This is a genomic window from Mycobacterium neumannii (genome assembly GCF_002245615.1).
Lineage (GTDB): Bacteria > Actinomycetota > Actinomycetes > Mycobacteriales > Mycobacteriaceae > Mycobacterium > Mycobacterium neumannii_A.
Genome location: NZ_NKCO01000010.1, coordinates 35,938 through 52,108, shown reverse-complemented (window position 1 = coordinate 52,108; position 16,171 = coordinate 35,938). Strand labels below are relative to the sequence as shown.

Genomic DNA, 16,171 nt, shown 5'->3' with positions numbered 1-16,171 from the left:
ATTCTCCACTACCAAATCCTCGATTCCACAACTGATTTGCCAAAAGGAACATCTGACCATGACGACCAGCTGCGCCGGTGGTTGTCTTTGTCTCATCGTGCGACAAGCAAATTCACAGATGATCCGGCCGTGCCGGTATGACGGTCGACTATAAGGAGCCCTTCGCTTCATGCTCACCTTCGGTAGCCAGCCGGACACGTTAGGACCGTTGACCGCCGCTCAGCGGTCTATATGGGCCGCTCAACAGCTGCGGCCAGAAGTCCCTTACAACTTCGCCGGGTTTCTTGCCATCGATCACAACGTCGACGCGGACAGGCTCATGGCTGGGTGCGAAGCTGCAGCCGCGCGGTTCGGTACACCCTGTGCACGGCTATCGCTCGTTGACGGCGAACCTGTCTTCGCCGTCGACCGCTCGTTTCCTCAGACCCTGCACTGCATTGATCTGCGCACCGAAAGCGATCCAGAGGCCGCTGCTCGAGCCTGGATGGATGCGGACTACCGCCGACCGATCGACCTGCTCCGCGACCGGCTCACTCACTTCGCGCTGTTGCGTATCACCGACAATCTGTCGTTCTTTTATCTGCGCACTCACCACGTGCTCGTTGACGGGTTCGGCACCAACAATGTGATTCGCCACATCGCGGACGTCTACTCCGGGTCAATTCCCCGCGCCACCGAAGTGGATTTCTCCGAATTCGCCTTGATCCGCGACGCAGATCGCAAGTATCAACAGTCGTCACGCAGTAAGGCCGATGCGGAGTACTGGAAAACGGTCGTGCGCGCTCCGCTGGAAGTCGTCGATCTGGCGGGCACGGGGAGGGTGGTAGCGCCACGGCATCCGCTGGTTCGCGACTTGGTTGGTAGGGACCGAAGTGCGGAAAACCGTCACGACCAGTTCGACGCCGCGACAGTGGTCGCGACGCTGGCCGTGTTCATCGCTAAGACAACTGGCCGCCGGAATGTCTCACTGTCGCTGCCCGTTTCGGCGCGAACCACTGCGGCGCTGAAGAAGTGCGCGGGGATGGTGTCGAATCTGGTGCCTTTGATCATCCGCGTCGACGACACGGATACCATTGGCGCGCTGAATGATCAGGTCACCAAAGCAGTGATCGGCGCCTTGCGCCATCAACAGTTCCGGGGCTGGCCGGACCTCGTCGCCGATTCATCGCCCGTCGATATGAATGTCGAGTTCGGTCAAGTGATCAATGTACTCGATTTCGCTACGCCCATCTTCTTTGGGCCGTCAGAAGCTGTCGTCAACGTGTTGACCACCTTCCCCATCCAAGACATCGCCATAAACATCTATCCGCAGCTGGGCGGCGGCTCGCCGCGAATCCAGTTCGCGTGGAATCCGGACCGGTACACCACCGCCGAGATCGACAGGCACATAGCCCGTTTGGAGTCTCTGCTTGACCGCATTCTGGTCGCGGATGCGTCTGTGACGGTCGGCGACGTGCCACTGTTGGACGACGGTGAGCGTGACCTCTTGCTGGCACAGTGGTCCGGAGGCGGTGTGGCTGCGCCGGTAGGGCTGGCGTCGCAGTTGCTGGACGCGGCGGTGACGGCCGACCCGGACGCGGCTGCGGTCATCGACGGCGCGCGAACCTTGTCGTATCGCGAGCTTGACGAGTGGTCGACGCGGTTGGCGCGGGTGCTCATCGAGGCGGGGGTGGGTCCAGAGCGCGCAGTGGGCGTGGCGATCGATCGCTGTGTGGAGCTGGTGGTCGCGTGGTGGGCGGTTGTCAAGGCGGGCGGGATATATGTGCCGGTGAATCCCGCACACCCGGTTGACCGGGTCGCGACTGTGCTGGACGCAGTGGCAGTGATGTGCGTATTGACATGTGGTACGGGCACTTTGAGGGGTGTCGCAAACCGCCCGGTGCTGCGTATCGACGGACTCGACGTCTCGGAGCACCCAGCCGATCCGATCACTGACGCCGATCGGTCGGCATTGCTGACGGTGGACGACACCGCCTACGTGATCTTCACGTCGGGGTCGACCGGTGCCCCCAAGGGGGTGGCGGTAAGCCACGCCGGATTGCTGGGAGTGGCTACGGCGCAACGCGCGACGTTCGGAATGGGTGCAGATGCGCGGATGCTGATGGTCGCCTCGCCGATCTTCGATGCGTCGGTGTTCGAGTTGCTGTGGGCGGCTGGGTCAGGGTCGGCGCTGGTGGTGGCGCCGCGGGACGTCTACGCCGGGGAGGCGCTGACCACGTTACTGCAGACGCAGGGAGTCAGCGCGGCGGTGTTGACCCCGACGGTGCTGTCGTCGCTGGATCACGGCGGGCTGGGGGGAGTGGAGGCGCTACTCACTGCGGGGGAGGCCTGCCCTCGGGAGTTGGTGGATCGGTGCGCGCCGGGTCGGCGGATGGTAAACGCTTACGGTCCCACCGAATCGACCATTTGGGCCACTTGTAGTCCGCTGCTGTCGGCGGGGCAGCCGGTCAGCATCGGCGCTCCGATCCCAGGAGTATGTGCCTTCGTGCTCGACGCAGGGCTTAACCCGGCCCCCGTCGGTGTCGGCGGCGAACTGTACCTGTCCGGACCCGCACTGGCGCATGGCTATCTGCGTCAGACGTCGTTGACCGCGTCGCGGTTTGTGGCTTGTCCGTTCGGCGCGCCGGGGCAAAGGATGTATCGCACTGGGGATTTGGTGCGTTGGGGTGCCGATGGGCAGTTGCTCTATCTGGGGCGTGCCGATGAGCAGGTCAAGATCCGCGGCAACCGCATCGAGCTTGGCGAGATCCAAGCGGCGTTGGCCGCGCTCGAGGGGGTCAAGGCCGCGGCGGTGTCGATGCGTGAGGACAGTTTCGGTGATAAGCGGTTGGTCGGTTACATCACCGAGACTCGCGCCGGCACAACGGATCCGGTGCACATACGCGCCGCGCTGGGTGGGCGGTTACCGGCCTATATGGTGCCGGCCGCCGTGGTGGTGCTCGAGACGTTGCCGGTGACGGTCAACGGCAAACTCGACACCCGCTCGCTGCCGGAACCGGAATATCACGAGAGCCCGTATCGCGCCCCGACCGGCGCCATCGAAGAGATGTTGGCCGGAATCTATGCCCGGGTGCTGGGGCTGGATCGGGTCGGGGCCGATGATTCGTTTTTCGATCTGGGTGGGGACTCGCTGTCGGCGATGCGCCTGATCGCGGCGATCAACACCGCCGTGGAGACCAACCTCAGCGTGCGCACCCTGTTCGACTCACCCAGTGTCGCCCAACTGGCGCCGCGTATCGGGGTGGGTTCGAGTCAGCTGCCGCGGCTGGTGGCCCGTGAGCGGCCCGCCGTGGTGCCGTTGTCGTATGCCCAGCAGAGATTGTGGTTCCTGGACCAGTTGCAGGGGCCGTCGCCGGTCTACAACATTCCCGCGGCGTTGCGGTTGGACGGATACCTGGATTCCCAGGCGCTGGGGGCGGCGCTGGTCGATGTGGTGGGCCGCCAGGAGAGCCTGCGCACCCTGTTCGTCGCGCCGCAGGGAATCCCCGAGCAGGTGGTGGTGCCGGCTGAGCGCGTCGATGTGGGGTGGCGCGTCGTCGACGCCACCGCATGGTCATCGAGCCGGCTAGCGGAAGCCATCGACGCCGCGGTGCGCCGCAGATTCGACTTGGCTACCGAAACCCCGTTGTGGGCCAACCTGTTTCGGCGCAGCGACGATGAGCATGTGCTGGTCGTGGTGGTGCACCATATAGCCGCGGACGGCTGGTCGCTGGCCCCGCTGGTGGCCGATCTGAGGGTGGCCTACGCGAGCCGGTGCGCCGGCCGAGTCCCCGACTGGGCGCCGTTACCCGTCCAGTACGTCGACTACACGCTGTGGCAGCGGACCATCCTGGGTGATCTCGACGACCCGGACAGCCGCATCAGTGCACAGCTGGCCTACTGGAAGCAGACTCTGGCCGACCTGCCCGAACGTCTGCAGCTGCCCACGGACCGGCCCTACCCGCCGGTGGCCGATCAGAAAGGTGCCAGCGTGGCCGTGGCCTGGCCGGTCGACCTGCAGCAGCAGATCGACCGGGTGGCTCGCGAGCACAACGTCACCACCTTCATGGTGGTGCAGGCGGGCCTGGCGATGCTGCTGTCACAACTGAGCGCGAGCACCGATGTGGCGATTGGATTCCCGATCGCCGGGCGCACCGACAGCGCGCTTGATGAGGTGGTCGGATTCTTCGTCAACACCTTGGTGCTGCGCGTCGATCTGAGCGGCGATCCCACCGTCGCGCAGCTGCTGGCGCAGGTGCGCCAACGCAGTCTGGCCGCCTACGAGCACCAAGACGTGCCCTTCGAGGTGCTGGTGGAGCGCGTCAACCCGGCTCGGAGCCTGACGCACCACCCCCTCGTGCAGGTCGCGTTGGCTTGGCAGAATTTCGCCGGGCTGGACCACGGCACGTCACTCGAACTGAGTCTGGGCCAGGCGCGGGCCAGCACGCTGCCGGTCGACACCCGCACCGCCCGAATGGATTTGATGTTCTCGTTGGCCGAACGCTTCGGCCCCGACGGTGAGCGTGCCGGCATCGGCGGAACCGTGGAATTCCGCACCGACGTCTACGACACCGCCACCATCGAGTCGCTGATCGGACGGCTGATGCGGGTGCTGGCGGCGATGAGCGCCGAACCGGCGCGGGCGTCGTCGTCGATCGATGTGCTCGACGCCGACGAGCGCGCCCGCCTCGATCAGCTCGGCAACCGCGCGGTGCTGACCCGCCCTCAACCCGAAGCGGTGTCGATTCCGGAAATGTTTTGCGCCCAAGTCGCGCGAACCCCGCAGGCGGTGGCACTGGTCTGCGACGGCCACACCATGACGTACCGCCAACTCAGTGAGTCGGCGAACCGGTTGGCCCGCGTGCTGGCCGATTACGGCGTCGGCCCGGGAGAGACTGTGGCCCTGCTGATGGGCCGCTCGGCCGAGGCCATCACGGCGATGCTGGCGGTGCTCAAGACCGGGGCGGCCTACCTGCCCATCGATCCCGCCTACCCCGATGCCCGGGTCGAATTCATGCTCGCCGACGCGGCACCAAGGGCCGCGCTCACCACCGCAGTCCTGGCCCAACGGTTGGACGGCCACACCGATCTTCGGGTTCTCGATGTCAATGACCCGCGCATCGACGGCTATCCGAGCGTGGACTTGCCGACACCGGCTCCCGACAACGTCGCCTACCTGATCTACACCTCGGGCACGACGGGCACGCCGAAAGGGGTCGCCATCACCCACCGGAACGTCACTCAACTGCTCGAGGCCGTGGAGCCGAATTTGGCTGCGGCGGGCAAGGTTTGGTCGCAGTGGCATTCCTACAGCTTCGACGTCTCGGTGTGGGAAGTCTTCGGAGCCCTGCTGCACGGCGGCCGCCTCGTGGTTATCCCCGAGGAGTTGGTGGGCTCACCGGAGGACTTCCACTCATTGCTCGTGACGGAGCAGGTCGGCGTTCTCAGCCAGACGCCGTCCGCGGCAGGGATGCTGCCGGCCGAGGGCCTGGAGACAGCGGCGTTGGTGGTGGCAGGTGAGGCCTGCCCGCAGGAGCTGGTGGATCGGTGGGCGCCCGAGCGAGTGATGGTGAACGCCTACGGCCCCACCGAGACGACCGTGTACGCCGCCATGAGTGCCCCGCTGAGACCGGGGGCCGGGGTGGTGCCGATCGGTTCGCCGGTGCCGGGAGCGGCACTGTTCGTGCTCGATCGGTGGCTACGCCCGGTGCCCGTCGGGGTGGTCGGCGAGTTGTATGTTGCCGGCGCCGGAGTCGGGGTCGGCTATGTGCGCCGGGGTGGGTTGACCGGGTCACGGTTCGTCGCCTGTCCGTTCGGGGCGCCTGGGCAACGGATGTATCGCACGGGCGATCTGGTGCGTTGGGGTCCCGACGGACAGTTGGCTTATCTGGGCCGAGCTGATGAGCAGGTCAAGGTCCGGGGTTACCGTATCGAACTCGGCGAGATCCGGGCCGCGCTGACCGCCCTGGACGGGGTCGAGCAGGCCGCGGTCATCGCCCGCGAGGACCGCCCGGGCGGCAAACGCCTGATCGGTTATGTGACCGAAACAATCTCGGGCACGGTGGATTCGGGACAGATCCGCTCGGCCGTGGCTCGGCGATTGCCGGCCTACATGGTTCCGGCCGCGGTGGTGGTCCTCGAAGCCCTGCCGATGACGGTCAACGGGAAACTCGACATCCGGGCCCTGCCGGCACCTGCGTACACCGCCAGCGGGTACCGCGCCCCCGCGAGCGCCGTCGAGGACATCCTGGCCGGCATCTACGCCCAGGTGCTCGGGGTGGAACGGGTCGGAGTCGACGACTCGTTCTTCGAACTGGGCGGGGACAGCATTCTGTCGATGCAGGTGGTGGCCCGCGCCCGCGCGGCCGGCCTGGTGTGTCGCCCCCGTGACATCTTCGTAGAGCAAACCGTGGCCGGGCTGGCTCGAGTGGTCGGCTTCAGCGAAGGTGAGCCGGCTGAGGCGGACGAGGGTGTCGGGACGGTGACACCCACGCCGATCATGGGCTGGCTGGCCAGCGTGGACGGTCCGGTCGATGAGTTCAATCAGACGATGGCGGTGCAGGCCCCCGCCGGTGTGTCTGAGTCGGATGTAGCGGTGCTGTTGCAGGCGCTCCTCGATCGGCATGCCATGTTGCGGCTGCGCGTCGCCGATGACGGCGCGGGCGGCTGGTCGTTGACCGTGCCCGAGACCGGCGCGGTGGATGTTCGCGAGTGTCTGCGGTCGGTGGAAGCGCTTTCCGATGCGGACCTGGTCGCCGCGCGGTCACGACTTCAGCCGGCAGCCGGGATGATGCTCAGCGCGCTGTGGGTGACCGCGACGGGCCAGTTGGTGTTGATCATCCACCACATGGCTGTCGACGGAGTGTCGTGGCGAATTCTGTTGGAGGACCTCAACATCGCCTGGGGCCAGCACAACAACGGTCACCCCGTCACGCTACCGGTGACGGGGATGTCGTTTGCCCGGTGGTCGGCACTGCTGGCCGAGTATGCGCGCCGCCCGCAAGTCGTGGACCGCGCGCAGACATGGCGTCAAATTGCAGCCACTCCGGCCGTGTTGCCGGCGGTGCGCCCGGGCGCGGACACGTTCGCCAACGCCGGATCTCTGTCAATGTCGCTGGACTCCAGCACGACTGAGCTGCTGCTCGGTGAGGTGCCCGCGGCGTTTCACGCCGGCATCCACGACATCTTGCTGACCGCTTTCGCGCTGGCAGTGGTCGAATTCCTGGGTGAGGACACGGTGCCGATCGGCATCGACGTGGAGGGCCACGGCCGCGCGGAGGAACTGGGCTCCGATGTGGATTTGTCTCGCACCGTGGGATGGTTCACGTCCAAGTATCCGGTGTCGCTTTCGGTGGGCGGGCTGTCGTGGGCGCAGGTGATCGTCGGTGACGCCGCGCTGGGAGCGGTGATCAAGGACGCCAAAGAACAGCTGCGCGCTATGCCCGATGGTTTGACGTATGGACTGCTGCGCTATCTGAACCCCGATGTCGAGTTGGCTCAGCCAGATCCGGCGATCGGGTTCAACTACTTGGGCCGCCTCGGCGCGGCCGCCGCCTTCGCCACCGAAGACCTGTGGCGCGTCAGTGAGGACGGTGTGGCGCATACCGTAGCCGCCACGGCGGTACCCATGCCGCTGACCCATACCGTGGAGCTCAACGCCGCCACTGTAGACACCGACGCCGGGCCGCACCTGCACGCCACCTGGACGTGGGCCCGCTCGGCGCTGGATCATGCACAGGTCAGTCGGCTGGGCCGGCTCTGGTTCGACGCCCTGACCGGCATCTGCGCCCACGTGCGCGACGGCGGAGGTGGATTGACCCCCTCCGACATCTTGCCGGCCCAGCTGAGCCAGCGTCAGATCGAACAACTACAGCGGCACCACCGCATCGCCGACATTTTGCCGCTCACCCCCCTACAGCAGGGGCTGCTCTTCCACTCCGTCACTACGCAATCCAGCGGCGTTGAGTTGTACGCGGTCCAACTGGACATCGCGCTGAACGGGCGCCTCGACATCGACCGGCTGCGGGAGGCGGTGCGCACCGTAATCGCCCGCCACCCCAACCTGACGTCCCGATTCTGCCCCGAGTTCGATCCTCCCGTGCAGGTCATACCCGCCGATCCCGCAGCGGGTTGGCGGTTCGAACAGATCAGCTCTGAGGCGCAGATCCGGGAGGTGTGCGCCGCTGAACGCGTCGCGGTGTGCGACCTCTTCGACGGCCCACCGTTCCGGGTCGCGTTGATACGCAGCGCGATAGACGCGCATCGGCTGGTGGTCACCAATCACCACACCGTCCTTGACGGCTGGTCGATGCCGATCTTGCTGAGCGAATTGTTCGCCGACTACCACGGGCAACGACTGCCCGCGCCGGTGCCGTATCGCAGCTTCGTTTACTGGCTGGCCGCCCGTGACCAGCAGTCCGCGCACGGGGCTTGGCGTGAGGCGCTGGCCGGCTTGGACGGTCCGACATTGGTCGGACCGCCACACAATTCAGCACCCGGTACGCGCGACGCGGTCTCGATGCGGTTGTCGGCTGAAACCACCCGCTCCATAACCGAGCTGGCCCGATCACTCCACACGACCATAAGCACCGTGCTGCAGGGTGCCTGGGCCCAGCTGCTGACAACGTTGACGGCCCAGCACGATGTCGTGTTCGGCGTCGCGGTGTCGGGGCGCCCCGCCGATCTGCCGGGCGCCGAATCCATTGTCGGCCTGTTGATCAACACGGTTCCGGTGCGCGCAACCATGAGCGCGACCACCACCACCGCCGAACTCCTCGAGCAATTGCAGGCTGCCCACAACAACACGCTCGAACACCAGCATGTGGCGCTCCCCGAGATTCACCGTCTCACCGGCCACGACCAACTGTTCGACACCTTGTTCGTCTACGAGAACTACCCCGTCGACACCGCGACGTTGTCGGGGATCGACGGTTTGGCCGTCACCGGAGTCAGCACCCACGAATCCACCCACTACCCGCTGACCGTGCAAGTCACCCCGGGAACCGAACTGGGTGTGCGCATCCAATACGACATGGACTTGTTCACGGCGGAAACCGTTGCGGGGTTGGTGGGTCGGTTGCAGCGGGTGTTGGTGGGGATGGTTGCTGATCCGGTGCGGCGGTTGTCGAGTGTTGATGTGCTCGATGGTGCTGAGTGTGTGCGTTTGGGTGAGTTCGGTAATCGTGCGGTGTTGACGGCGCCGGTGTTGGGGTCGGTGTCGATTCCGGAGTTGTTCGCCGCCCAGGTTGGTCGTACTCCTGATGCGGTGGCGCTCAGTTGTGGGGGTCGGTTGTGGTCGTATCGGGAGGTTGAGGACAGCGCTAACCGGTTGGCGCATCTGTTGGTTGGGTATGGGGCGGGCCCGGGTGAGTGTGTGGCGGTGCTGTTTTCGCGGTCGGCGGAGGCGGTGATCGCGATTTTGGCGGTGCTCAAGACGGGGGCGGCGTATCTGCCGATGGACCCGGTGGTGCCCGATTCGCGGATCGAATTCATGATCGGTGATGCCGCGCCGGTGGCCGCGCTCAGTACCGCCGGGCTGGCGTCGCGGTTGGCCGGCTATGGGGTGGCGGTCATCGATGTCGATGATGAAGCTGTTGGCGCCCAACCGGTTACGGCGTTGCCGATGCCGGCCGGCGACGATATCGCTCACATCATCTACACCTCAGGCACCACCGGGGTTCCCAAGGGAGTGGCCACCACTCACCACAACGTGACCCAGTGGCTGGCAGCGTTGCATGTGGGGATGCCTTCGGGGCCGGGTCAGGTGTGGTCGCAGTGGTATTCCTATGCTTTTGACGCCTCGGTCGAAGAGATCTGGGGGGCGTTGCTGCACGGGTCTCGGTTGGTGGTGGTGCCTGAGTCGGTGGCCTCGGTGCCCGGGGATTTCCAGGCGTTGCTGCTCGACGAGGGTGTCAGTGTGTTGCACCAGACCCCTTCGGCGTTGTCGGCGCTGTCTTCGCAGGCGTTGGGTTCGGCGGCGTTGGTGGTGGCTGCCGAGGCGTGTTCGGCCGAGTTGGTGGATCGGTGGGCGCCGGGGCGGTTGATGACCAATGCGTATGGCCCGACTGAGACGACGATGTGTGTGACGGTCAGTGCGCCGTTGGTGGCGGGGTCGGGGACCCCGCCGATTGGTGCGCCGGTGCCCGGGGCTGCGTTGTTTGTGTTGGATGGGTGGTTGCGGCCGGTGCCGGTGGGGGTGGTTGGTGAGTTGTATGCCGCCGGTCATGGGCTCGGGGTTGGGTATTTGGGTCGGGCGGGGTTGACCGCGTCGCGGTTTGTGTCGTGTCCGTTCGGGGCCCCTGGGCAACGGATGTATCGCACTGGGGATTTGGTTCGTTGGGATGCTGATGGGCAGTTGCGGTATCTGGGTCGTGCTGATGAGCAGGTCAAGATCCGTGGGTATCGCATCGAGCTCGGTGAGATCCAAGCGGCGTTGGCGGCTGTGGAGGGAGTCGAGGCCGCGGTGGTGATCGCTCGTGAGGACCGCCCCGGTGATAAGCGGTTGGTCGGCTACATCACCGGGACCGCTGAGCCGGCCGCGGTCCGCGCCGTGCTGGGTGAGCGGTTACCGGCGTATATGGTGCCGGCTGCGGTGATGGTGGTCGATGCGTTGCCGTTGACTGCCAACGGCAAACTCGACACCCGGGCTCTGCCGTTACCGGAGTATCAGGATGCTCCTTACCGCGCTCCGGGCAGTGCTGTTGAAGAAGTGCTGGCCGAGATCTATGCCCGGGTGCTGGGCGTGGATCGGGTCGGGGTCGATGACTCGTTTTTCGAGCTGGGTGGGGACTCGTTGTCGGCGATGCGCCTGATCGCGGCGATCAACACCGCCCTGGAAACCCACCTGAGCGTGCGCACCCTGTTCGACGCACCCACCATCGCCGGGCTGGGGCCCCGTGTTGGTGTGGATGGGCGTGGGTTGGCGCCGCTGGTGGCTGGCGAGCGGCCTGCTGTGGTGCCGTTGTCGTTTGGTCAGGGCCGGTTGTGGTTCCTTGAGCAGCTGCAGGGTCCGTCGCCGGTTTACAACATGGCGGTGGCGTTGCGGCTGGATGGTCGGCTTGATGTCGCGGCGTTGGGTGCGGCGTTGGTCGATGTGGTGGACCGTCACGAATCGTTGCGCACGGTGTTTGGCGATATCGATGGTGTGCCGTATCAGCAGGTGCTGCCCCCCCAGCGGGCGCAGTTGGGTTGGCAGGTGGTGGACGCGACGGGGTGGTCGCAGCATCAGTTGGTTGAGGCCATCGGTGTGGTTGCGCGTCACACGTTTGATTTGGCGAATGAAATCCCTTTGCGGGCGCGACTTTTCAGTGTGGCCGAGGATGAGCATGTGTTGGCGGCGGTGGTGCACCATATCGCTGCGGACGGCTGGTCGTTGACTCCGTTGGTGGCTGATCTGGGGCAGGCTTACACCAGCCGGTGTGCGGGGCGCGCCCCTGGCTGGGCGGCGTTGCCGGTGCAGTATGCCGATTACGCGTTGTGGCAGCGGGCCCAGTTCGGTGATGTCGACGACGCCGAAAGTCCTATCGGTGTGCAGTTGGCCTATTGGCAGCAGGTTTTGGCGGGGATGCCGGAGCGGCTGGTGTTGCCCACCGATCGGCCCTATCCGCATGTCGCCGGTCACGGCGGGGCCAGTGTGGCCGTGGAATGGCCGGCCGATCTGCAGCAGCGGGTACGGGCGGTGGCCCGCGAGCACAACGCGACCAGCTTCATGGTGGTTCAGGCCGCATTGGCGGTGCTGTTGTACAAGCTCAGCGCCAGCACCGATGTGGCAGTGGGTTTCGCGGTCGCCGGTCGTAGCGACCCGGCCCTGGAGCGGTTGGTGGGCTTTTTCGTCAACACCTTGGTCTTACGTGTGCAGGTCGACGGTCGGGCCACCGTTGGTGATCTGCTCGAGCAGGTGCGCGCGCGCAGCCTGGAGGGTCTTGAGCATCAAGACGTGCCCTTTGAGTTGCTGGTGGAACGGCTTAACCCGATCCGGTCGTTGAGTCACCACCCGTTGGTTCAGGTGGGGTTGACCTGGCAGGGGCAGGGCGATGACCCTGCCTCGATGCTGACGCTGGGCGATGTGCAGATCACCCCGATGTCGCTGCAAACCCAAAGCGCCCGCATGGATCTGGCTTTTTCGCTGGGCGAACGCTGGAGCGATGATGGTGAGCCGGCCGGGATCGTCGGGGCGGTGGAGTTCCGCACCGACCTGTTCGACACCGCCACGATCGCGGGGTTGGTGGGTCGGTTGCAGCGGGTGTTGGTGGGGATGGTTGCTGATCCGGTGCGGCGGTTGTCGAGTGTTGATGTGCTCGATGGTGCTGAGTGTGTGCGTTTGGGTGAGTTCGGTAATCGTGCGGTGTTGACGGCGCCGGTGTTGGGGTCGGTGTCGATTCCGGAGTTGTTCGCCGCCCAGGTTGGTCGTACTCCTGATGCGGTGGCGCTCAGTTGTGGGGGTCGGTTGTGGTCGTATCGGGAGGTTGAGGACAGCGCTAACCGGTTGGCGCATCTGTTGGTTGGGTATGGGGCGGGCCCGGGTGAGTGTGTGGCGGTGCTGTTTTCGCGGTCGGCGGAGGCGGTGATCGCGATTTTGGCGGTGCTCAAGACGGGGGCGGCGTATCTGCCGATGGACCCGGTGGTGCCCGATTCGCGGATCGAATTCATGATCGGTGATGCCGCGCCGGTGGCCGCGCTCAGTACCGCCGGGCTGGCGTCGCGGTTGGCCGGCTATGGGGTGGCGGTCATCGATGTCGATGATGAAGCTGTTGGCGCCCAACCGGTTACGGCGTTGCCGATGCCGGCCGGCGACGATATCGCTCACATCATCTACACCTCAGGCACCACCGGGGTTCCCAAGGGAGTGGCCACCACTCACCACAACGTGACCCAGTGGCTGGCAGCGTTGCATGTGGGGATGCCTTCGGGGCCGGGTCAGGTGTGGTCGCAGTGGTATTCCTATGCTTTTGACGCCTCGGTCGAAGAGATCTGGGGGGCGTTGCTGCACGGGTCTCGGTTGGTGGTGGTGCCTGAGTCGGTGGCCTCGGTGCCCGGGGATTTCCAGGCGTTGCTGCTCGACGAGGGTGTCAGTGTGTTGCACCAGACCCCTTCGGCGTTGTCGGCGCTGTCTTCGCAGGCGTTGGGTTCGGCGGCGTTGGTGGTGGCTGCCGAGGCGTGTTCGGCCGAGTTGGTGGATCGGTGGGCGCCGGGGCGGTTGATGACCAATGCGTATGGCCCGACTGAGACGACGATGTGTGTGACGGTCAGTGCGCCGTTGGTGGCGGGGTCGGGGACCCCGCCGATTGGTGCGCCGGTGCCCGGGGCTGCGTTGTTTGTGTTGGATGGGTGGTTGCGGCCGGTGCCGGTGGGGGTGGTTGGTGAGTTGTATGCCGCCGGTCATGGGCTCGGGGTTGGGTATTTGGGTCGGGCGGGGTTGACCGCGTCGCGGTTTGTGTCGTGTCCGTTCGGGGCCCCTGGGCAACGGATGTATCGCACTGGGGATTTGGTTCGTTGGGATGCTGATGGGCAGTTGCGGTATCTGGGTCGTGCTGATGAGCAGGTCAAGATCCGTGGGTATCGCATCGAGCTCGGTGAGATCCAAGCGGCGTTGGCGGCTGTGGAGGGAGTCGAGGCCGCGGTGGTGATCGCTCGTGAGGACCGCCCCGGTGATAAGCGGTTGGTCGGCTACATCACCGGGACCGCTGAGCCGGCCGCGGTCCGCGCCGTGCTGGGTGAGCGGTTACCGGCGTATATGGTGCCGGCTGCGGTGATGGTGGTCGATGCGTTGCCGTTGACTGCCAACGGCAAACTCGACACCCGGGCTCTGCCGTTACCGGAGTATCAGGATGCTCCTTACCGCGCTCCGGGCAGTGCTGTTGAAGAAGTGCTGGCCGAGATCTATGCCCGGGTGCTGGGCGTGGATCGGGTCGGGGTCGATGACTCGTTTTTCGAGCTGGGTGGGGACTCGTTGTCGGCGATGCGCCTGATCGCGGCGATCAACACCGCCCTGGAAACCCACCTGAGCGTGCGCACCCTGTTCGACGCACCCACCATCGCCGGGCTGGGGCCGCGGCTGGACAGCCACGTCACCGACCCGCGCTTCGTGGCAGTCCATGGCTCGGAAGCCACCGAGGTGCACGCCGCCGACCTCACGCTGGACAAGTTCATCGACGCATCCACGCTCGAGGCCGCACGGACACTGCCCGGTCCGAGCGCTGAGGTGCGGACGGTCCTGTTGACCGGCGCCACCGGCTTCCTCGGACGTTATCTAGTCCTGGAATTGCTGGAGCGGATGGAACTGACCAACGGGCATCTGATCTGCTTGGTCCGGGCCGATTCCGATGACGAAGCGCGGCGGCGTCTGGAAGGGATCTTCGACAGCGGGGATCCGGAATTGCTTGCGCACTTTGAGGAATTGGCCGCTGACCATCTACAAGTCATCGCCGGGGACAAGGGAGAAGCCGATCTAGGCTTGGACACAGAAAGCTGGCAGCGGCTGGCGGATACCGCCGATCTCATCGTCGATTCGGCGGCCCAAGTCAGTGGCGTCTTGCCGTACCACCAGCTCTTCGGACCCAACGTGGTCGGTACCGCCGAGCTGATCCGGCTCGCGCTGACCACCAAACTGAAATCCTATGTCTATGTGTCGACTGGCAACGTGGGCGACCAGATCGAGCCATCCGCGTTCCTCGAGGATGCCGACATCCGGGTGGTCAGTCCGACTCGCATCAACGACGGCAGCAATGTCAACGGTTACGGCAACAGCAAGTGGGCAGCCGAGGTGTTGCTGCGCGAGGCCAACGACCTGTGCAGGCTGCCGGTCGCAGTTTTCCGCTGCGGCTTGATATTGGCTGACACCACCTATGCGGGCCAGCTGAACTTATCCGATCTCGTCACCCGAATGGTGTTGAGCCTGATGGCTACCGGTGTCGCTCCCAAATCGTTCTTCCGCCTCGATGCCGACGGCAATCGTCAGCGCACGCATGCTGATGGGCTGCCGGTCGAGTTCGTTGCTGAGGCGATCACCACGTTGGGTGCTGAGGTAGGACAGAAATCCTTGAGTGGGTTCGAGACATACCACGTGATGAACACACACGACGATGGGATCGGATTCGACGAGTATGTGGACTGGTTGATCGAGGCCGGTTACCACATCGAGCGCATCGACGATTTCGCGGAATGGTTGCAGCGCTTCGAGGCCGGCCTACGCGCACTGCCGGATCGTGTGCGCGAGCACTCGGTGATGGGGCTGCTGCAGATGGCCCTGCATGATTCCGAGAACCTGCAGCCGGCTGAGCCGGTAAGCGGTTCCTTCGCCTCAAACGACCGCTTTCGCGCTGCAGTTCATGAAGCCAAAATCGGTGCAAACAGCGATGATCGGGAGATTCCACACGTTACGGCGCCGGTCATCGTCAAGTACGTCACAGATCTGCAGCTGCTCGGATTGCTGTAGCTAGACGGCCTGCTCCGGGTCGGCATGAGTTGGCCCGCCCAACGGTTGAGCGGCGATCGAACCGCGTTGCTGCACGAATCGGCGAAGCGAGATGACAGCGCTGAAGATGGCGAGGATGAGAACCGCGTTGCCGACTGAAACGATGAGGATCTGCGAGACGTCGACCGAAAGGCGAAAGATCCAGAAGATCGCGACGAAAGGGAATAGTCCGCAGAGAAATCCGAGCCGAACGCAGAGCCTGCTGTGCAGCCTGTGCCAGTCGTCGATGTCGCGCCGTGTCCACCCGCGATGGGGTAGCGCCCCGTCTGCGAGGCTGGGCACGATCGCATCGACCAACTTGAGAGAAGCCGGCTTGCGCAACAGGCCACTTGCGAAGAAAGCCCAGATGAACAAAGCGATAGGCACGAGTTCCATGACTTGGACCATGCGGGGGTTCTTCGTGGTGAACGCAAGGGTCAAGGAACAGGCGGCTACGACGATGACCACTGCGCTCAGGGGTTCGAACCGTCGTCGACGTAGTGCGGCAACCGATCCTTGAACCGTAGCGACGACAATCGCGCCCACGAGCGCCAAATATTCCGTTACGCCGAACGCGCGGAGCGCGTAGTAAACGATGAGCGGAGGGACAACGCTTATCGCGGTGTTCCTGATGTGTTCTCTCAGGCCATTCGGTGGGACGAAGCTGACTTCCGGAGACCCCTCCTCACGAGCGGAGCGGCGCTGAGTCACTGGGGAAGCCTAACCTAGATTGAGTAGTCA

Annotated in this window: 2 protein-coding genes; one reads left to right on the top strand and one right to left on the bottom strand. The window is 65.0% G+C overall.

Annotated elements, in window-relative coordinates; all coding sequences use genetic code 11:
• Window positions 1–169 precede the first annotated feature (169 nt).
• Entirely contained in the window at window positions 170–15,412 is a 15,243-nt protein-coding gene (locus CEX88_RS13580) for a non-ribosomal peptide synthetase (protein WP_094293885.1), read from the top strand.
• Here the strand turns inward: CEX88_RS13580 and CEX88_RS13575 are convergent, their stop codons facing one another.
• The gene (locus CEX88_RS13575; protein ID WP_238382066.1) at window positions 15,413–16,141 is read right to left on the bottom strand and encodes a VC0807 family protein; all 729 of its coding nucleotides are present in this window, start codon (window positions 16,139–16,141) and stop codon (window positions 15,413–15,415) included.
• Between the last annotated feature and the right edge of the window lie 30 nt (window positions 16,142–16,171).

Bases quoted from the DNA above. Each gene is read 5' to 3' on its own strand.
- CEX88_RS13580 (WP_094293885.1), top strand. From the start codon at position 170: ATGCTCACCTTCGGTAGCCAGCCGGACACGTTAGGACCGTTGACCGCC.